The organism is Mycobacterium talmoniae, from assembly GCF_001854525.1.
Lineage (GTDB): Bacteria > Actinomycetota > Actinomycetes > Mycobacteriales > Mycobacteriaceae > Mycobacterium > Mycobacterium talmoniae.
Genome location: NZ_MLQM01000101.1, coordinates 1 through 19026 on the forward strand (window position 1 = coordinate 1; position 19026 = coordinate 19026).

Below are 19026 nucleotides of genomic sequence, written 5' to 3' on the forward strand. Positions count from 1 at the left end.
CACCCAGTTCGACCGGCCCTGCAGGCTGGGGCGTGCGGGGGCCACCAGCACGAGCGCCCCGCACCCGGCCAGTACCGTCAGCGCCGCGGCGCCCAGCAGTCGCGGCGCGAATCGGCAGCGTGGTACCCCCATCTCGTCACCCCCTGGCGAGGAGTTTAGTGGCTGAGCGGGGCCCGTCCGGTCAGGAATTGTGTGCTGGCCGAGCAGACGCAAAAGTCCCCAATTTCCGTCATTTTGAGGGGCGTTTGTGTCTGCTCGCGCTACTGGGCGAGAAGCCCGCCCAATTCCTGCACCGACCAGGGTGGGCAATCGTGGTGGTCCCGGTAGGCCAGCAGGCTGGGTGCGGGCCGGGAGAACTCGCCGACGAAACCCCCTGCCGCGACGAAGATCCGGCCGGTCACCGCCGCGGCGAGGTCGCTGGCCAGGTAGGCGTACAGCGGCGCGACGTAGTCGGGGGCCGCGGCGTCCAGCGCCCCGGCCATGCTGACGTCGTCGAGCAGGCCGCGCCGGTTCAGCTCGGCGATGTGGTGTTCGTAGTCCGCCCCGGTGGACAGCCGGGTTTTGGCGCCCGGGCAGATCACGTTGGCCCGCACCCCGTGCTCCTTCAACTCGGCGGCGATCGCCAGCGTCAGCCCGTTCACCGCGCCCTTCCCCGCCGGATACCCGGTGCCGCCGTAGTCGCCGAGGAACGCGAACGAGCTGGTATTGACGATCGCGCCGCCGCCCTGGGCCACCATCTTCGGCGCCGCGGCGCGACAGGTCTCGAACACGGTGGCCAGGTGCGCGTCGAGCAGCTCGCGGAACTGACCGCTGCTCACGGTCAGGATCGACGAGCCGGGCGGTTCGGCGGTGCCCGCGCAGTTCACCAGGATGTCGACACGGCCGAATGCGGCGGTGCACGCGTCGATCAACGCGTCGGCGACCGCCGGCTCGGCGGGGGAACCCGGGTGCGCGACGGCGCCGGGGATGCGTTGGGCGGCAGCGGTGACCGCGTCCGGGTCGCGGCCGTTGATCACCACCCCGGCGCCGTGGGCGGCCAGCAGTTCGGCGACCGCCGCGCCGATGCCGCGCGACCCGCCGACCACCACCGCGCCGCGGCCGGCCAGCAGCGCGCTCACTCGTCCTTGCCGAACGTCATCGCCTCGAGGTTCCAGTAGCCGCGCATGTTGGTGATCAGCCCGGCGTCGTTGACCCGGTAGGTGAACACGCCGCGCACCGTGCTGGTGACGCCACCGTCAAAGCGGCTGTGCAGCACCAGGATATGCGCGATCTCGGCCGGCGAGCTGGACGGAAAGGTCTCCTCGCAGGTGATGGTGAGCCGGTTGGCCGCGATGTTGGTGTCGTAGAACCCGGCGACGGCCTGCTTGCCGCGGACCCCGGTGCCGTCCGGGTTGGTGACCGACTTGCCGATCGGGTCTTCGATGACGACGTCGTCGGCCATCAGCGCCAACCAGCCGTCCCGGTCGTGGGCCTGCACGCAGCGCCAGGACGCCTGCGAGGCGCGCAGCGCCGGTGATTCGTCGGACATGGGTTTCCTCCTGGGTATCTCAGAGCGCGCAGGCGGCGCGGGCGCCGTCCTCGGTCGCTTTGCGGATCAGCCCGAGACCGGTGCAGTCCCCGGCCGCGGACACCTGGGCGGTGGGCAGCGCCGCCGCCACGGCGTCGAACAGGGTGGTGTCGGCGTGCAGGGTGCCGGCCACCACCACACTATCGGCCGGCAGCGCCCGACTGGTCCCGCCCGCTGGGGTGAATTCGACGGCCGCGGCGGTGATCTGCTCGACGCTGGCCCGCACATGCACGGTGACCCCGAGCCGATCCAGCCGATCCATGTGTTCGGTCTTGCGCTTGTTGCCGATCTCCGGGGCGAGGGTTTTGCCGGCTTCCAGGATCGCGACCCGCCGCCCGCGGCGGGCCAGGAACTCGGCGAGCTCCAACGCCACCAGGTCACCCCCGATGATGGCGACCCGGTCGCCCACCGGCAGCCAGGCCCGGCTGGCCGCCCGCAGCAGCGTGGGCCGGATCAGCCGTTGCCGGCGCCCGGCGAACAGCCCGCGCAACCCGGGGCCGGTCCGCACGTGCGGCAGGTCGGCGCCGGGAATGTCGGGCACCACCACGGTGCCGCCGGTGGCCACGATGACCCCGTCGGGTGCTAGCTCGGTGATGTCGTCGACGCCCACGGTGTGGTTCAGCACGACTTTCACGCTGCTGCGGGCGATCTCGGCCCGCAGATACCGTAGGAATGGCTGGTTCTCCGGGTGCAGTACCGACGCCCAGAGCAGCGCGCCGCCGAGCTGGCCGGCCGCTTCGAACAGGGTGACCCGGTGTCCGCGGGCCGCGGCCACCCGGGCGGCTTCCAGACCGGCCGGGCCGGCCCCGATCACCGCGACCCGACGGCGGCGCCGCGCCGGCCGCACCGCCAGCTCGCGCTCCTTACCGGTGCGCGGGTTGACCGCGCAGTCCACCGAAAACCGTTGCTCCATCGCGTCGATGCAGTTTTCGCAGGAGATGCAGCGGCGCACCCGGGTCGCGTGCCCGGCGGCGAGTTTGGCCGGCAGCTCGGGATCGGCCAGCAGCGGGCGCCCCATCGCGATGAAATCGGCGCGGCCGTCGGCCAGGATCTGCTCGGCCCGCTGCGGGTCGTGGATGCGGCCGACCGCGATCACCGGCACGTCGACCACCTCTTTGACCGCGGCAGCCGCCCCCACGTTGAGGGCGTCACCGTCGTCGGCGCCGTTGACCATCTGCGTGACCAGCCGGTCGATCACGCCGCCGCTGACGTGGAAGGCGTCCACCCCGGCGGCCACCAGTTGCGGTGCCACCTGCGCGGTTTCGTAGATGGGCCGGCCGCCGGCCACCCGCTCATAGCCGGAGATGCGCAGCGTGATCGGCAACGCGTCGCCGATCTCGGCGCGGATCGCGGCCAACGCCTCCAGCACCACCCGGATCCGGCCGCGCACCGAGTCACCGCGGTAGTCGTCGGTGCGGCGGTTGCGCTGCGGGGCCAGGAACGACCCCAAGAACATGTAGCCGTGCGCGGCGTGCAGCTCGAGACCGTCGTAGCCGGCCTCGGCGGCCCGGCGCGCCGCCGCCCTGAACAGGTCGAACACCTCGAGCAGCTGCGGCTTGCTGATCTCGGCCGACGGGCGCCCGGTGAGGTAGGACGGGATCACCGACGGACCCAGCGAGGTCACCCGATGCAGCTCCGGGCCCAGACCGTCGGGTCCGGCGTGCACGAGCTGCGGCTGAATCTTGGCCCCGTGCTCGTGCACCGCCTCCACCAACGCCCGATGGGCGGCCACCGCGTCGTCGGTGCCCAGGTGCAAACCGCCCGGCGTCTCCGGGTGCCGCGGGTCGATTCCGGTGGCGCCCACCGTGATCAAGCCGACGCCGCCGCGGGCGCGGGCGGCGAAGTAGTCCCGGGTGCGCGGCGACGGCAGCCCCTCGGGGGTGCCGTACATCGTTTCCATCGGCGACATCACCAGCCGGTTGCGGATGGTCATGGCACCGATGCGCCCGGGCGCCAGCAGGTGGGTGAAACTGTTCCGCCGAGCGGCCACTTAGTGCACGTTTCTCGCGAAAAGCGGGCTCATAACTGGCTACTCGGCGGCATCGGAATCAGCGATCGTCGTCGGTGTAGCGGATGATGCCGCGAATGTTTTTGCCGTCCAGCATGTCCTGGTAGCCGTCGTTGATCTGCTCCAGCTTGTACTGGCGGGTGATCATGTCGTCCAGGTTGAGTTTGCCGGCCTGGTACATCGACAGCAGCTGCGGGATGTCGTAGTGCGGGTTGCCGCCGCCGAAGATGGTGCCCTGCAGGTTCTTTTGCATCAGGGTCAGCATGGCCAGGTTCAGGCTGACCTGGGTGTCGAGCAGGCTGCCGATCGCGGTCAGCACGCAGGTGCCGCCCTTGGCGGTCAGGTTCACGTAGGCGTCCACGTCGGCGCCGTGCAGTTCGCCGACGGTGACGATCACCTTCTTGGCCATCAGGCCGGCGGTGACCTCGGCGATGCCCATCAGCGCGGCCTCGACGTCCGGGTAGACGTGGGTGGCGCCGAACTTCAACGCCTGATCGCGTTTCCACTCCACCGGGTCGACGGCGAACACCCGGCGCGCGCCGGCGTTGACCGCGCCCTGCAGCGCCGCCATCCCCACCCCACCGATGCCGATCACCGCGACATCGTCGCCGGGCCGGATGTCGGCGGTGCGGGTCGCCGACCCGTAGCCGGTGGTCACCCCGCAGCCCACCAGGCAGGCCACCTCGAACGGGATCGACGGGTCGATCTTCACCACCGAGCTCTTGTGCACCACCATGTACGGCGAGAAGGTGCCCAGCAGCGTCATCGGGAACACGTTTTGGCCGCGGGCCTGGATGCGGAAGGTGCCGTCGCTGACCGCGGCCCCCAGCAGCAGCCCGGCGCCCAGGTCGCACAGGTTACGCAGCCCCGCCTGACAGGACGGGCATTTGCCGCAGGACGGGATGAACGACAACACCACGTGGTCGCCGACCGCGAGGTCCTCTACGCCCGGCCCGACCTCGGTGACGATGCCGGCGCCCTCGTGCCCGCCGAGCACCGGGAAGCCGCCCATCGGGATGCCGCCGGTGACCAGGTGGTGATCGGAGTGGCACATCCCCGACGCTTCCATCTGGATTTTGACCTCATCTTTGACCGGGTCGCCGATCTCGATCTCCTCGATCGACCACGGCTGGTTGAACTCCCAGATCAATGCGCCCTTCGTCTTCACCGTGAACCTGCTTTCATCGTTGACCTGTGGCTACGGGGGTGAGCTTGGTGACCGGCCGGCAAGCGGCGGATGGCATCGTGGCGATGCTGGGCGGGAGCTTATAGCGCGCGCCGGCATTGCGGGCGACTTCGGCCATATCCGCGACCTACCAAAGCGGTACCGGCGACTTGCCGAGCGGGAAGTAGCCGGGGACCTTCTCGCCGGACATGCCGCGTTCGATGCGCTTCTGCATCCCCGGCGACAACTTGCCCGCCTTGATCAGGTCCAGGTACAGCGTCGAGACGTGCCCGAAATCGAAGAAGTCGCGCTGCCAGGAGATCTTGGCGTCCGCACCCAGCCGGAACCAGCTGCCGCCGATCCCGTACACCTCCTGGGTGCCGCCGTCGGCGTCGGTGGCGACCTGCTTCCAGAAGCCGACGATCTCGCCTTGCTGGTCGTCGATGATCACCTTCTGGTACGGGTACTTCCAGCCCTCCAGGCCTTCCATTTCCTGGCCCAGCGCGATGTCGCGGATCTCGTCGATCCCGACGCACATCACGTCCTCCTTGGGGCCGATGTTCCAGCCGTAGGTGGCGTCGTCGGTGTAGAAGTCGGCCAGCGGGCGCCAGTCGCCGGTGCGTTCGGCTTCCCGGTTGGCCTCCAGCCACCGCTGCACCCAGTCCTCCAGCTGCTCCCGCGGAAACGATGCCATCTCAGTCTTCCTCTCGAATGAATAACGCTTGGGTGGGACACATCTCGACGGCCCGCTCGATGTCGGGCCGGGCCTCGTCCGGCGGCTCGGGGTCCAGGATCTCCACCTGGCCGCGTTTGGGCACCCGGAAATAGTCCGGCGCCTCCAACTCGCACATCGCGTGACCCTGGCACAGGTCCAGGTCGGCTTCAATCCGATAGCCCATGGCAGCTCACCCTCTTACGATGCGCGTTTGCGGTAACGGACTTTCGCCGGCCGGTCCAACTGGACGACCATCTTGGAGTGGTCGTTGCGGTAGCTGTCCGACGGTTGCGCCATCTCAAACTCATACTCGCGTAACAGCACCGAGAAGATCGCCTTGATCTGCATGGTGGCGAACGCCGCCCCCACACAGCGGTGCCGGCCGGCGCCGAACGGGATCCAGGTCCACCGGTTGATCAGGTCTTCCTGGCGCGGCTTCTCGTAGCGGTCCGGGTCGAACGCGTCCGGGTTCGGGAAGTCCTCTTCGATCCGGTTGGAGATCGCCGGGGAGGCGGCCACCAGGTCGCCCTGGTGGATCGGCAGCCCGCACACCTCGAACTCGCCCTTGGCCACCCGCATCAGGATGATCAGCGGCGGATGCAGCCGCAGGGTTTCCTTGAGCACGTTCTCCAACTTCGGGATCTGGCGCAACGCATGGAAACTGACTTCCTGACCGTCGGCGTACAGCTCGTCGAGCTCGCGGGTCACCTCGGCGTACACCTCGGGGTGGCGCAGCAGTTCGATCAGCGTCCACGCCGACGTGCCCGAACTGGTGTGGTGCCCGGCGAACATCATCGAGATGAACATGCCGGTGACCTCGCTGGCCGAGAACCGCGGGTTGCCGTCCTCGTCGGTGATCGAGACCAGCACGTCGAGCATGTCGCGGTCGCTCTTGTCGGCCGGCGGGTTGGCGATCCGGTTGTTCATGATCTCTTGGACCAACGCCACCAAGCCTTCTCGCGCCGCGTCGCGGCGGCGGAAGCTTTCGATCGGCAGGTAGGGGTCCACGTAGCACAGCGGGTCGGTGCCGCGTTCGAGATCGTGGTACAGCTCGGCGAACCGGGAGTCGAGCTCCTCGCGGAACTTCGTGCCGATCAGGCAGGCCGTCGAGGTGTAGATGGTCAGCTCGGCGAAAAAGTCGAGGAGATCGATTTCCCCGGTCTCGCCCCACTTCTCGACCATGCGCCGCACCTCGTGTTCGATGGTGACGGCGTGGCCCTTCATCTGCTCGCCGCGCAGCGCCGCGTTGTGCAGCATTTCCTTGCGCCGCTCCGGGCTGGCGTCAAACACCACGCCTTCGCCGAAGATCGGCGTCATGAACGGGTAGGCCTCGGCCTGATCCAGATCCTCATCGGCCGACCGGAAGAAGAACTCGTTGGCCTCGGCCCCCGACAGCAGGATCACATGCTTGCCGGCGAGCTGGAACCAGCCCACGTCACCGCATTCGGTGCGCACCCGTCGCATCAGCCCGATCGGGTCGGTGCGGAATTCCTCCAGGTGGCCGTGTTCGTCCTCGCCGCCGGAAACCCGCGGCACTTCCTTCACCTGACTGGTCACGACTCCTCCGGATACTTCAGCTGCTGACGCTCTTTGGCGGCACCGGTCAGCGGCGCCTCGGGCTGGATTTCCATGCTGGTGATGAACCCGCCGCGCGGGGTTTCGGCGACGAACGCGATGCAGCGCGCCAGGTCGGCGGCGCGCAGGAAGTAGCTGTGCCGCGCCTGCCCCCACTTCGCCCAGTCTTCGAGCATCGGCCCGATCGATTCGGGGGGCAGGCTCCAACCCATGCCGGTCTTCGTCGGGCCGGGGTGCACGATCGACGCCCGCACCCCGGTGCCTTCCAGCTCCATCTGCAGGTTGGTGACCATGGCGACCAGCGCGGCCTTGGCCGCGCCGTAGGCGCCCATGTGCGGTCGCTGCCGCAGCGCGACGTCGGACCCGACGAAGATCACGTCGCCGCGTTGCCGCTCGACCATGCCCGGCAGCACCGCGGTGGCCAGCCGGTTCGCCCCGATCAGGTGGATCTGGATCTGCGATTCGAAAGTGGCGGTGTCGATTTCGTGCAGCCGACCGAAGAACGTGTCGCCGGCGCCTGCGACCAGCAGCTCGATGTCGCCGAGCTCCTCGGTGGCCCGGTGCACGAAGCCTTTCACCGAATCGGTGTCGGTAACGTCGAGCGGCAGGGCGATCGCCTCACCGCCCTGGCCGCGGATCTGATCGACGAGCTCCTGGCACTTCTCGACGCGCCGGGCGCCCAGGGCCACCGGGAAGCCGCGGCCGGCGAGCTCAAGCGCGGTGGCGGCGCCGATACCCGAGGAGGCGCCGGCGACGATCGCGGGTCGACGGTCCGGGTGGGGTTCGAAGCGGGGCATCTATACGGTCTCCACTGTGATCGGTAGGTAGGCGAATCCGCGGACATTGCTGGAGTGGACGCGGACGGCGTTGGCCTCGTCCACCTGGTAACCGCGGATTCGTTCGAATAGCTCGGTCAGCGCGACGCGGGCCTCCATGCGGGCCAGGTGCGCGCCGAGGCAGAAGTGCGCGCCGCTGCCGAAACTGACGAGTTTGGAACCGATCTCGCGACCGATCCGGTACTCGTCGGCGTCGTCGAATACCCGGTCGTCGCGGTTAGCCGAGCCGGGCAGCAACAGCAGCACATCCCCGTCGGGGATGGTGGTGTCATACAGGTCCAGATCCCCGACCACGGTGCGGGCCAGGATCTGGCTGGAGGTGTCGTAGCGCAACGTCTCCTCGACCCACAGCGGGATCCGGGAGTGGTCGGTGTAGACCGGGGCCAGCTGGTCGGGGTTTTTGTGACCCCAGTAGACGGCGTTGGCCAGCAGCTTGGTGGTGGTCTCGTTGCCGGCGATCACCATCAGGAACAAAAAGCCCAGGATCTCCTCGTCGGTGAGCCGGTCGCCGTCGATCTCGGCCTCCAGCAGCGCCGAGGTCAGGTTGTCGTCGGGGGACTTCTTGAACTTCTTGATCAGGTCGATGTAGTAGAGCATCAGGTCGGCGGAGGCCTGCATCGCCGACTGCGGCACATCGGCCAGCCCGTCTTCGCGGTGCATCACGCCGTCGGCCAGTTCGCGGATGTGGGCGCGGTCGGGTTCGGGCACCCCCATCAGTTCGGAGATGACATCCATCGGCAGCTTGCCGGCGAACTCGGCGACGAAGTCGAAACTGTCGGCTTGCAGCGCGGTGTCGAGGTGTTGGCGGGTCAGCTCCACCACCCGCGGCTCCAGTTCGCGGATGCGCCGCGGGGTGAACCCCTTGGACACCAGGGCGCGCAGCCGCAGGTGGCCGGGGTCGTCCATCGCCAGAAACGACATCACCCGGTGCGCTTCGGCGTTGCGCGACACCGGATCCAGCGAGACGCCGTACTTGTTGGACAGCGCGGTGCTGTTGCGGAAGCCGCGCAGCACGTCACCGTGGCGGGACAACGCCCAGAAGTTGCGCTCGTCGTTGCGGTACAGCGGGGCCTCGTCACGCAACCGCCGGTAGTACGGGTAGGGATCCTCGTGGAAGTCGTAATCGTAGGGATCGAGGATCACCTCGCTGGTCTCTACGGTCATGCGTCCTCTCCATTGGATTGCAGAATGAGGCCGACCACATAGGCCAATCGGTCGGCGATCTGGTGGTAGGTGAAGGCGCCGCTGCCGGCGTTGACCAGTGCACCGAAAAACGTCATCTCCAGCACCGACACGGTGCGCGGATCGGCGTCCGGGCCCATCGCCGAGGTGATCCGGCGATGGATCTCGGCGCCGATCTGGTCGCGCACCGTGCGGACCGCCGGGTCGGCGCCGCCACCCAGCAGCGCGGTGGTGCAGGCCGCGGCGACCTCGGGTTCGTCGGCGACCACCAGGGCCAGATGGCGCAGCGCCTTGTCGACCCGGGTCGGCATCGGGTCGTTGACGTCGGTGAAGTAGGGGACCTGGCGCACCAGGTCCAGGTACACCTCGGCGATCAGGTGGTTCTTCGACGAGAAGTAGGTGTAGGCCGTCGCCGGCGCCACCTTGGCGCGGGCGGCGACCGCCCGCACCGTCAGCTCGGCGTAGGAGGTTTCCCGCAGCATCTCCACCCCGGCGGTCAACACCTTGCGGAAGGTCTCTTCCTGCCGGCGGTTCCGCGGCGCGGCGTCGGCTGTGACCGCGGCCACTGCATCACTGGACACGTGTCCACGCTATCGGATGGCGGTCCGGTCCGGCAAGTCCGTCGCGTAGCCATACCAGTTGACCTGGGTGATTGTGCTGGTTGCCGGCGGACCTTGCGGCCGTTGGCGGTATCCGGCTATGGTTCGAACCGGAACTCCGTCGGACACATGTCCAGCAAAACGAGGTGAGGCGCAGATGGCTCTACTGGCTGATCGCGGCAGCGACTTGCTCATCGACGGCAAGATGGTGTCCGGCAGCGCGGGCACCTTCGGCACGATCAACCCGGCCACCGAGGAGGTGCTCGGGACGGCGGCCAATGCCGACGCCGCCGACATGGACCGGGCGATCGAGGCGGCGCGGCGCGCCTTCGACGACACCGACTGGTCGCGCAACACCGGGCTGCGGGTGCGCTGTGTGCGGCAGCTGCGCGACGTGTTGCGCGAACACGTCGAAGAACTGCGGGAATTGACCATCGCCGAGGTCGGCGCGCCCCGCATGCTCACCGCCAGCGCGCAGCTCGAGGGGCCCATCGACGACCTCGGGTTCGCCGCCGACACCGCCGAGTCCTACCCGTGGAACCAGGATTTGGGGGAGGCGTCCCCGATGGGCATCGCCACCCGGCGCACCATCGCGCGGGAGGCCGTCGGCGTCGTCGGCGCCATCACGCCGTGGAACTTCCCGCACCAGATCAACCTGGCCAAGCTGGGGCCGGCACTGGCCGCCGGCAACACCGTCGTGCTCAAGCCGGCGCCCGACACGCCGTGGTGTGCGGCCGCGGTCGGTCAACTCATCGCCGAACACACCGACATCCCGCCCGGGGTGGTCAACGTGGTCACCTCCGACGACCACAGCGTCGGTGCGCTGCTGGCCAAAGACCCTCGGGTGGACATGATTTCGTTCACCGGGTCGACGGCCACCGGCCGCAGCGTCAGCATCGACGCCGCCGGCACCATCAAGCGGGTGTTTTTGGAGCTGGGCGGCAAGTCGGCGTTCGTGGTGCTCGACGACGCCGACCTGGCCGGGGCGGCCTCGATGTCGGCGTTCACCGCCTGCATGCACGCCGGGCAGGGCTGCGCGGTGACCACCCGGCTGGTGGTGCCCCGCGCCCGCTACGACGAGGCGGTCGCCGCGGCGGCGGCCACCATGGGCTCGATCAAGCCCGGCGACCCCACCGACCCCGGCACCGTGTGCGGGCCGCTGATCTCGGCGCGGCAACGCGACCGGGTGCAAAGCTACCTGGATCTCGCGGTGCGCGAGGGCGGTACGTTCGCCTGCGGCGGCGGCCGGCCCGCCGACCGCGACACCGGCTTCTTCATCGAGCCCACCGTGATCGCCGGGCTGGGCAACGACGCCCGGGTGGCCCGGGAGGAGATCTTCGGCCCGGTGCTCACCGTCATCGCCCACGACGGCGACGACGACGCGGTGCGCATCGCCAACGACTCGCCGTATGGCCTGTCGGGCACCGTGTTTGGCGCCGACCCGGCCCGCGCGGCCGCGGTGGCGGCCCGGCTGCGGGTCGGCACCGTCAACGTCAACGGCGGTGTCTGGTACTCCGCGGACGCCCCGTTCGGCGGCTACAAGCAGTCCGGCAACGGCCGGGAGATGGGCGTCGCGGGCTTCGAAGAGTATCTGGAGACCAAGGTCATCGCTGAAGCTATCTAGGCGCCGAGTGTGGAGTTAGGACACGCGGTACGGCGCGCGGCGGGGATTAAGCCCACACTCGGCAGAGAGGAATGAGACATGGGGCAGTTCGACAACAAGGTGGCCATCGTCACCGGATCCGGTGGCGGCATCGGGCAGGCCTACGCCGAGGCGCTGGCGCGGGAGGGCGCGGCGGTGGTGGTGGCCGACATCAACGCCGAGGCCGCCGAGGGGGTGGCCAAACAGATCGTCGCCGACGGCGGCACCGCGCTGGCGGTGCCCGTCGACGTGTCGGATCCCGACTCGGCCAAGGCGATGGCCGACCGGACGCTGGCGGAGTTCGACGGCATCGACTACCTGGTCAACAACGCCGCGATCTTCGGCGGGATGAAGCTCGACCTGCTGCTCACCGTGGACTGGGAGTACTACAAGAAGTTCATGAGCGTGAACCTGGACGGCGCGCTGGTGTGCACCCGCGCGGTGTACAAGAAGATGGCCAAGCGCGGCGGCGGCGCGATCGTCAACCAATCCTCCACCGCGGCCTGGATGTACGCCAACTTCTACGGCCTGGCCAAGGTCGGGGTCAACGGGCTGACCCAGCAGCTGTCCCGCGAGTTGGGCGGAATGAACATCCGCATCAACGCGATCGCGCCGGGGCCGATCGACACCGAGGCCAACCGGTCCACCACGCCGCAGGAGATGGTCGCCGACATCGTCAAGGGCATCCCGCTGTCCCGGATGGGCACCCCCGACGACCTGGTCGGCATGTGCCTGTTCTTGCTGTCGGATCAGGCCAAGTGGATCACCGGGCAGATCTTCAACGTCGACGGCGGACAGATCATCCGGTCATGACGTCTCCTGAGCAGCTGAGGCTCGGCTACATCGGGCTGGGCAATATGGGTGCGCCGATGGCCAAGCGGCTGGTCGACTGGCCGGGCGGGGTCATGGTGTTCGACGTGCGGGCCGAGGCGATGACCCCGCTGACCGACGCCGGCGCCACCGCGGCCGGCAGCGTCGCCGAGGTGGCCGCCGCCGACCTCATCAGCGTGACCGTCCTCGACGACGCCCAGGTGCGCGACGTGGTCGGCCAGCTCGCCGCGGTGGCCAAGCCGGACACCGTCATCGCGATCCATTCCACGATCAGCGACACCACCGCCGTCGAACTGGCCAACGAGTGCAAGCCGCAAGGCATCCACATCGTCGACGCCCCGGTCAGCGGCGGTGGCGGGGCCGCCGAGAAGGGTGAGCTGGCGACCATGGTGGGCGCCGACCGGGAGATCTACCAGCGCATCAAGCCGGCGTTCAAGTGCTGGGCGTCGATGGTGATCCACGCCGGGACGCCGGGTGCGGGCACCCGAATGAAGCTGGCCCGCAACATGTTGACCTTCACCTCCTACGCCGCGGCGTGCGAGGCGATGAAGCTGGCCGCGGCGGCCGGCCTGGATCTGCAGGCGCTGGGCCGGGTGGTGCGCCACACCGATGCGCTCACCGGCGGACCGGGCGCGATCATGGTCCGCGACGACATGGCGACACTGCAGCCGGACCACTGGCTCTACGACGCGTTCACCCACACCCGCGGGTTGGGGGAGAAGGACCTGAGCCTGGCGTTGGCGTTGGGGGAGGCCACCGGTGTGGACCTGCCGCTGGCGCGGGTGGCGCTGGACCGGCTGGCCGACGGGCTCGGCGTCCCGCACGACTGATTGGAGACCAGCATGGACGAGTTGCGCCGCACCGGCCTCGAGAAGATGAACGAGGTGTACGGCTGGGAGATGCCCAACATCGAGGGCGACCCCTATTTCGACCTGACCGTGGATCACCTGTTCGGCAGCATCTGGACCCGCCCGGGATTGTCGATGCGCGACAAGCGCATCATGACGCTGACGGCGGTGACCGCGATCGGAAACCGCGACCTGGCCGAGATCCAGATCAACGCCGCCCTGCTCAACGGGGAGCTCACCGAGGCCGAACTCAAGGAGATGGCGGTCTTCGTGACCCACTATCTCGGGTTCCCGCTGGGGTCGACGCTCAACGGTGCGGTCGACGCCGTCGTGGCCAAGCGTAAGAAGGCGGCGGCCAAGGGCGCCGGTGAGGACAAGAAGGCCAACGTCGACGCCGCGGTCCGCATGCACTCCGGCGAGGGGTTGGAGTAACTTCCTCCCCACGAGCAGACACAAAAGCCCCCTCAAACAGCGGTTTTGGGGGGCTTTTGCGTCTGCTCGCGCTATCGGGTGACCGGCGCCCCGACCAGCGCGGCGCCCACCCAGCGGCGCAGGTATCGCCGCAGCTCGGTGCCGTGGCGCGGCGGCCGGCCCGGGTCGATGACGAACGACTGGATGATCCGCAGCAGGTGCTCGGCGAGTTCGGCCACCTCGTCGTCACTGAAACCGGCTGCCGCCCAATCGACGTCAAAGCGGCGCAGCATCGAGTTGGCGAATTGCAGGGCCACATCGGAGGTGACGTCGGCGGTGAAGGCATTGGCGCGGTCGCGGGCCAGCAGCAGACCGATGTGTTTGTCGTGCGGCAACCATTCCAGCGCGGTGGCGATCGCCTCGGTCGCGGCGTCGGCCGGATCGGTGATGCCCGCCAGGTGCGCGGCCAGCCGCTCCAAGAACCCGTCCGCCGCGGCCGTGGCCGCCGCCACCAGCAACGCGTCGGTGCTGGGGAAGTAGCGGTACACGGTCTGGCGGGTCACCCCCAGCGTGCGGGCCACATCGGCAATGGACAGCTCGGCGCCCCGCGCGTCGATCAGCTGGCTGGCCGCCGCCAGGATGCGCGCCACCGCCTCGTCGTCGGTGGCCGGGGCCGCACCGCCCCACCCGTGGGTGCGCATCGGCTAATGGTAGGAGACGTGCAGATCCTTGATCCCGTTGATCCAGCCGGACCGCAGCCGTTGCGGCTCCGCCAGTTTGGTGATGTCGGGGATCTGGTCGGCGATCTCGTTGAACATCAGCCGGATCTCCATCCGGGCCAGGTTGGCGCCGATGCAGTAGTGGGTGCCCTGCCCGCCGAACGCCAGATGCGGGTTGGGGTTGCGCAGGATGTCGAACTCGAACGGCTTGTCGAAGACGTCCTCGTCGAAGTTGGCCGAGCTGTAGAACAGGCCGACCCGCTGATCCTTTTTGATCGCCACCCCGCCGACCTCGGTGTCCACCTTGGCGGTGCGCTGGAAGCAGTGCACCGGGGTCGCCCAGCGGACGATCTCGTCGACGGCGGTCTCGGGGCGGTCCCGCTTGAACAGCTCCCACTGCTCGGGGTTCTCGGCGAACGCGTTGATGCCGTGCGTGATCGCGTTGCGGGTGGTCTCGTTGCCGGCCACCGCCAGCAGGATGACGAAGAACGCGAACTCGGTTTCGCCCAGCGACTCGCCGTCGACGTCGGCCTGCACCAGTCGGGTGACGATGTCGTCGGCCGGGCAGCGGCGCCGCTGTTCGGCCATCGTGTAGGCGTAGCCCATCAGCTCGGCGTTGGCCACCGTCGGATCGCTGTCGAAGTCCGGGTCGTCGGTGTTCATGATCGAGTTGCTCCAGTGGAACAGCTTTTCCCGGTCGGCCTCGGGCACCCCGATCAAATCGGCGATGGCCAGCAGCGGCAGCTCCATCGCGACGTCGTCGACGAAGTTGCCGCTGTCCTTGGCGGCGGCGGCCGCGACGATGTCGTGGGCGGCCAACGCCAGCTTTTCCTCCAGCACCGCGACCGAGCGCGGGGTGAACAGCCGGGACACCAGCTTGCGCAGCCGGGTGTGCTCCGGCGGGTCGTGGTTGATCAGCAGCGCCTTGGTGAGCTCGAGCTGCTCGGCGGTCACCCCTTCGGGCAGCCGCATCACCGCGCCCTTGGCGTTGGTGGACCACACGTCGTTGTCCCGGGAGATGTCCTTGATGTGCTGGTGCTTGCTGATCACCCAGTAGCCGCCGTCATCGAAGATGTTGCTGCCGGCGGGCTGCTCGTTCCACCACACCGGCGCCGTCTTGCGCAGCTCGGCGAACTCGGTGACGGGCATGCCGCGCAGCAAGACGTCCGGGTCGGTGAAGTCGAAGCCGGAGCCGAACGGACAGACCTGCGTTGACGTCAAGACGACCACCTCCGTGTGGTGTGGGACACAAACCGCCTACGACCATACACCGGGCTGTCAAGTGTATGTCCGTGGGCGGCTGAGCGGCGGCGATCCGGTGCCGCCCGCTAGGGTGACGGGTTGTGCGCGTCCTGGTGATCGGTTCCGGTGCCCGTGAACATGCGCTGCTGCTGGCGCTGCGCCGAGATCCGCAGGTCGAGGGGCTGGCGATCGCCCCGGGCAACGCCGGCACCGGCGCCGTCGCCGACCAATACGACGTCGACATCAGCTCCGGGGACGCCGTCGTCGGCCTCGCCCGCGAGTTCGGCGCCGACCTGGTGGTGATCGGGCCCGAGGTGCCGCTGGTGCTCGGCGTCGGCGACGCGGTGCGCGCGGCCGGGATCGCCTGCTTTGGCCCCAGCAAGGACGCGGCCCGCATCGAGGGCTCCAAGGCGTTCGCCAAGGACGTGATGGCCGCCGCCGGGGTGCGCACCGCCCGCAGCGAGATCGTCGACAACCCCGCGCATCTGGACGCCGCGCTGGACCGGTTCGGTCCGGGGGCCGGCGAAACGGCCTGGGTGGTCAAGGACGACGGCCTCGCGGCCGGCAAGGGCGTGGTGGTGACCGCCGACCGCACCGCGGCCCGCGCCCACGCCGCCGGGCTGCTCGACGACGGGCACCCGGTGCTGCTGGAGTCCTTCCTGGACGGGCCGGAGCTGTCGCTGTTCAGCGTCGTCGACGGCCGCACCGTGGTGCCGCTGCTGGCGGCGCAGGACTTCAAACGGGTCGGCGACGGGGATGTGGGCCCCAACACCGGCGGCATGGGCGCCTACGCGCCGCTGCCCTGGCTGCCCGACGAGCTGGCCGCCCGCATCGTCGCCGAGGTCGTCGAACCGGTTGCCGCCGAACTGGTTCGGCGCGGCAGCCCGTTTACCGGGCTGCTGTACGCCGGGCTGGCGATCACCTCGACCGGGCCGGCGGTGGTCGAGTTCAACTGCCGCTTCGGTGACCCCGAAACCCAGTCGGTGCTGGCGTTGCTGGACTCTCCGCTGGGCCAGCTGCTGCACGCCGCCGCCACCGGCGAGCTGGCCGGGTTTCCCGCGCTGCGCTGGCGCGACGGCGCCGCGGTGACCGTGGTGCTGGCCGCCGAAAACTATCCGGGGCGTCCGCGGCTCGGCGACGTGATCGCCGGCGCCGACCTCGACGGGGTGCTGCACGCCGGGACGGCCCGCCGCGACGACGGGGCCATCGTGTCCTCGGGCGGTCGGGTGCTGTCGGTGGTGGGCACCGGTGCGGACCTGACCGCGGCCCGCGCCGACGCCTATGACCGTCTGGGATCGATCCGGTTGCCGGGCGGACACTTCCGCAACGACATCGGGTTGGCGGCCGCCGAGGGCAAGATCCGGGTCTAGAGGCCCGCGGCTTGGCCGTCTCGGCGCGGATCGCTGACCGCGAGATACCCGTCGTCGAGCCGCCAGATCGCTTGGCAGCTGCCGAACTGGTTGTAGTCCTCGACGACGACCAGCTCATGGCCGCGCCGGCGGAGCTCGTCGAGCGTTGACCGCGGGAAGCCGTCCTCGCAGGCGACCTGGTTGCCGTGCACCCACCGGAACCGGGGGCCGTCGCAGGCCGCCTGCGGATTCTGGCCGTGGTCGACGATGCGCACCACGACCTGCACGTGGCCCTGCGGCTGCATCGTGCCGCCCATCACCCCGAAGCTCATCACCGGTGCACCGCCTCGGGTCACGAATCCCGGGATGATGGTGTGATACGGACGCTTGTTCGGTCCGACGCGGTTCGGGTGTCCGGGCGTGGCAACAAAATTCGCGCCGCGGTTTTGCAGGGCGATCCCGGTTCCGGGCACCACCACACCCGAGCCGAAGCCCATGTAGTTCGACTGAATCATCGACACCATTACCCCGGATGTGTCGGCGGCGGTGAGATACACCGTGCCCGCGCTCGGTGTGCCGGCGGACGCCGGTTTGGCCCGGGTCCGATCGATCAGCTGCGCCCGCTGCCGCAGGTACTCGGGGTCGAGCAGACGCTCCGGTGGCCGCAGCGACATGTGGTCGACATCGGCGACATAGGCCTGGGCGTCGGCGAACGCGAGCTTGAGCGCCTCGATCTGCAGATGCACACTCTCGGCGGAATCGGCTGGGAACGCGGACATGTCGAACTGCTTGAGGATGCCCAGGGCGATCAAGGCGACGATGCCCTGACCGTTGGGCGGGATCTCGTGAATGGTGTAGCCGCGGTAGTCGCCGCTGATCGTGTCGACCCAGTCCGCCCGATGAGCGGCGAGGTCGCTGGCCCGCATGGCACCGCCGTGGGCCGTCGCATGCGCCTCGAGCGCGGCCGCCAGTTCTCCGCGGTAGAACGCCTCGCCGTTGGTTTCGGCGATCTTTTCCAGCGTGGCGGCATGGTCGGGAAGGACGGCGAGCTCACCGGGTTTCGGTGCGCGGCCGCCGGGCATAAACGTCTGCGCGAAGCCGGGTTGGGCTTGGAACAGCGGTACCTGCGCCGCCCACTGCTCGGCAACCGTCGGTGAGACCAAAAAGCCGTCGCGCGCGTAGGCGATCGCCGGCTCGACGAGCCGGGCGAATGGGAGCTTTCCGAACCTGGTGTGCAGGCCGACCCAGGCCGAGACCGCACCCGGCACGGTGACCGAATTCCACCCGAGCGCCGGAACACCGCGGCCGCCGAAGTACTCCGGTGTCCACGCGGCGGGGGAGCGGCCCGACGCATTCAACCCGTGCAGTCGTCGACCATCCCAGACGATGGCGAACGCGTCGGAGCCGATGCCGTTGGACACCGGTTCGACCACGGTGCAGGCGATGGCGGTGGCCACCGCCGCGTCGACCGCGTTGCCGCCGTCGGCCAGCATGCGAAGGCCCGCCTGGGCGGCCAGGGGTTGCGATGTGCACACAACATTGCCCGCTAGAACGGGCTTTCGCGGCCACGCGTAAGGCAGTTTCCAACCGAACGGCACGGTCACCCTCGGATCGTTGCACGCTGCGCCGTGGCGGTTCAACGCTACGCGGTGAGCAGCGGGGCCACCCAGGTCAGCTCGGCGGGCAGCTGCGAGCTCCAGAACGAGGCGTCGTGCCCGCCGGGGGAGAAGCCGCCGGCCGGCGGGGTGGGCAGCTGCGCGATGAACTGTTTGGTCGCGCCGTAGAACGGGTCGCTGTCCCCGCAGTCCACCCGGATCGGGATCGACGCCAGCGCCGGCATCCCGACCACCGAGTTTGCCGACCAGTCGTCGGCGCCGTCGAAGGCGCCGGGCGCGGTCGCGCCCGGCGACAGCCACAGCGCCGGGCTGACCGCGCAGATCGCCGCGGTGCGGGCCGGCCCGAGCCGACCGCCGAGCAGCAGCGCGCCGTAGCCGCCCATCGACCAGCCCAAAAACCCCACCCGCGAGGTGTCCAGCCCCTGATCGGCCAGCATCGGGATCAGTTCGCCCAGCACCATCGCCCCGGAATCCTCCCCGGAGGCCCGCTTGTGCCAGTAGCTGCCGCCGCCGTCGACGGCGACCACCGCGAACGGCGGCAGACCGGCGTTCACCGCCTGGGCCAGGCCCTGCTCGACCCCGCCGGCCATCACCGTCGAGGCGTCACTGCCCTTGCCGTGCAAGGCGATCAGCGGCCGCAGCGCGGCGGTCTGGCCCGGCGGGCGGGCGATGGCCCAATTGGTGGCCACCCCGCCGCGGGCCGCCGACACGAACGAGCCGG

Annotated in this window: 19 protein-coding genes; 5 read left to right on the forward strand and 14 right to left on the reverse strand. The window is 69.4% G+C overall.

What is annotated here, in order from left to right; genetic code table 11:
• Positions 1-260: 260 nt before the first annotated feature.
• The 10 genes from BKN37_RS17200 to BKN37_RS17245 form a co-directional block, all read right to left on the reverse strand.
• Positions 261-1088 carry an SDR family NAD(P)-dependent oxidoreductase gene (locus BKN37_RS17200; protein ID WP_071028062.1) on the reverse strand — a complete coding sequence of 276 codons (828 nt, stop codon included), beginning with the start codon at positions 1086-1088 and terminating at the stop codon, positions 261-263.
• A gap of 26 nt (positions 1089-1114) precedes the next feature.
• Positions 1115-1528, reverse strand: a complete 414-nt coding sequence (locus tag BKN37_RS17205; protein WP_071028031.1) for a ketosteroid isomerase family protein — start codon at positions 1526-1528, stop codon at positions 1115-1117.
• Positions 1529-1547: 19 nt separating this feature from the next.
• Complete coding sequence (locus tag BKN37_RS17210) at positions 1548-3557, reverse strand: NAD(P)/FAD-dependent oxidoreductase (protein ID WP_242657283.1); 2010 nt, start codon at positions 3555-3557, stop codon at positions 1548-1550.
• Between the two features lie 58 nt (positions 3558-3615).
• Positions 3616-4743: an NDMA-dependent alcohol dehydrogenase gene (locus BKN37_RS17215; RefSeq protein WP_071028033.1), complete on the reverse strand. Its 1128-nt coding sequence runs from the start codon at positions 4741-4743 to the stop codon at positions 3616-3618.
• A gap of 145 nt (positions 4744-4888) precedes the next feature.
• On the reverse strand, positions 4889-5434 hold the full coding sequence (locus BKN37_RS17220) for a nuclear transport factor 2-like protein (RefSeq protein ID WP_071028035.1): 546 nt from the start codon (positions 5432-5434) through the stop codon (positions 4889-4891).
• 1 nt (position 5435) lies between these two features.
• Positions 5436-5639, reverse strand: coding sequence for a ferredoxin (locus BKN37_RS17225; RefSeq protein WP_071028038.1), 204 nt, complete (start codon positions 5637-5639; stop codon positions 5436-5438).
• A 14-nt stretch (positions 5640-5653) separates the two neighbouring features.
• Positions 5654-7000 (reverse strand): cytochrome P450, encoded by a 1347-nt coding sequence (locus BKN37_RS17230; protein WP_423212806.1) that lies wholly within the window; start codon positions 6998-7000, stop codon positions 5654-5656.
• Positions 7001-7008: 8 nt separating this feature from the next.
• A complete protein-coding gene (locus tag BKN37_RS17235; protein ID WP_071028042.1) occupies positions 7009-7827 on the reverse strand; it encodes an SDR family oxidoreductase in 819 nt (272 codons plus the stop codon).
• Positions 7828-9030: a cytochrome P450 gene (locus BKN37_RS17240; RefSeq protein ID WP_071028044.1), complete on the reverse strand. Its 1203-nt coding sequence runs from the start codon at positions 9028-9030 to the stop codon at positions 7828-7830. It lies immediately after the preceding gene.
• The gene (locus tag BKN37_RS17245) at positions 9027-9629 is read right to left on the reverse strand and encodes a TetR family transcriptional regulator (protein WP_071028047.1); all 603 of its coding nucleotides are present in this window, start codon (positions 9627-9629) and stop codon (positions 9027-9029) included. The genes BKN37_RS17240 and BKN37_RS17245 overlap by 4 nt, the downstream gene beginning before the upstream one ends.
• A 175-nt stretch (positions 9630-9804) precedes the next feature.
• Between BKN37_RS17245 and BKN37_RS17250 the strand changes: the two genes are divergently transcribed.
• The 4 genes from BKN37_RS17250 to BKN37_RS17265 all read left to right on the forward strand — a co-directional run bounded on the left by BKN37_RS17250 (position 9805) and on the right by BKN37_RS17265 (position 13400).
• Positions 9805-11271 carry an aldehyde dehydrogenase gene (locus BKN37_RS17250; protein WP_071028049.1) on the forward strand — a complete coding sequence of 489 codons (1467 nt, stop codon included), beginning with the start codon at positions 9805-9807 and terminating at the stop codon, positions 11269-11271.
• Between the two features lie 78 nt (positions 11272-11349).
• Positions 11350-12102: an SDR family oxidoreductase gene (locus tag BKN37_RS17255; RefSeq protein WP_071028051.1), complete on the forward strand. Its 753-nt coding sequence runs from the start codon at positions 11350-11352 to the stop codon at positions 12100-12102.
• Positions 12099-12950 carry an NAD(P)-dependent oxidoreductase gene (locus BKN37_RS17260; RefSeq protein ID WP_071028053.1) on the forward strand — a complete coding sequence of 284 codons (852 nt, stop codon included), beginning with the start codon at positions 12099-12101 and terminating at the stop codon, positions 12948-12950. Before BKN37_RS17255 ends, BKN37_RS17260 begins: the two co-directional genes overlap by 4 nt.
• Positions 12951-12962: 12 nt before the next feature.
• The gene (locus tag BKN37_RS17265; RefSeq protein ID WP_071028066.1) at positions 12963-13400 is read left to right on the forward strand and encodes a carboxymuconolactone decarboxylase family protein; all 438 of its coding nucleotides are present in this window, start codon (positions 12963-12965) and stop codon (positions 13398-13400) included.
• 71 nt (positions 13401-13471) lie between these two features.
• On the opposite strand, the gene BKN37_RS17270 is transcribed toward BKN37_RS17265, so the two are convergent.
• Together BKN37_RS17270 and BKN37_RS17275 are read right to left on the reverse strand one after the other, a co-directional pair.
• Entirely contained in the window at positions 13472-14080 is a 609-nt protein-coding gene (locus BKN37_RS17270; RefSeq protein ID WP_071028055.1) for a TetR/AcrR family transcriptional regulator, read from the reverse strand.
• A gap of 3 nt (positions 14081-14083) precedes the next feature.
• Positions 14084-15319, reverse strand: coding sequence for a cytochrome P450 (locus BKN37_RS17275; protein ID WP_071028068.1), 1236 nt, complete (start codon positions 15317-15319; stop codon positions 14084-14086).
• 122 nt (positions 15320-15441) lie between these two features.
• On the opposite strand from BKN37_RS17275, the gene purD reads away from it, so the two are divergent.
• On the forward strand, positions 15442-16710 hold the full coding sequence (purD, locus tag BKN37_RS17280; RefSeq protein WP_071028057.1) for a phosphoribosylamine--glycine ligase: 1269 nt from the start codon (positions 15442-15444) through the stop codon (positions 16708-16710).
• Here the strand turns inward: purD and ggt are convergent.
• Both ggt and BKN37_RS17290 read right to left on the reverse strand, forming a co-directional pair.
• Entirely contained in the window at positions 16707-18293 is a 1587-nt protein-coding gene (ggt, locus tag BKN37_RS17285; RefSeq protein WP_071028059.1) for a gamma-glutamyltransferase, read from the reverse strand. The genes purD and ggt overlap by 4 nt on opposite strands.
• 38 nt (positions 18294-18331) lie before the next feature.
• Positions 18332-19026, reverse strand: a 695-nt coding sequence (locus tag BKN37_RS17290) for an alpha/beta hydrolase-fold protein (protein ID WP_083341863.1), incomplete at its 5' end; no start/stop codon positions are given.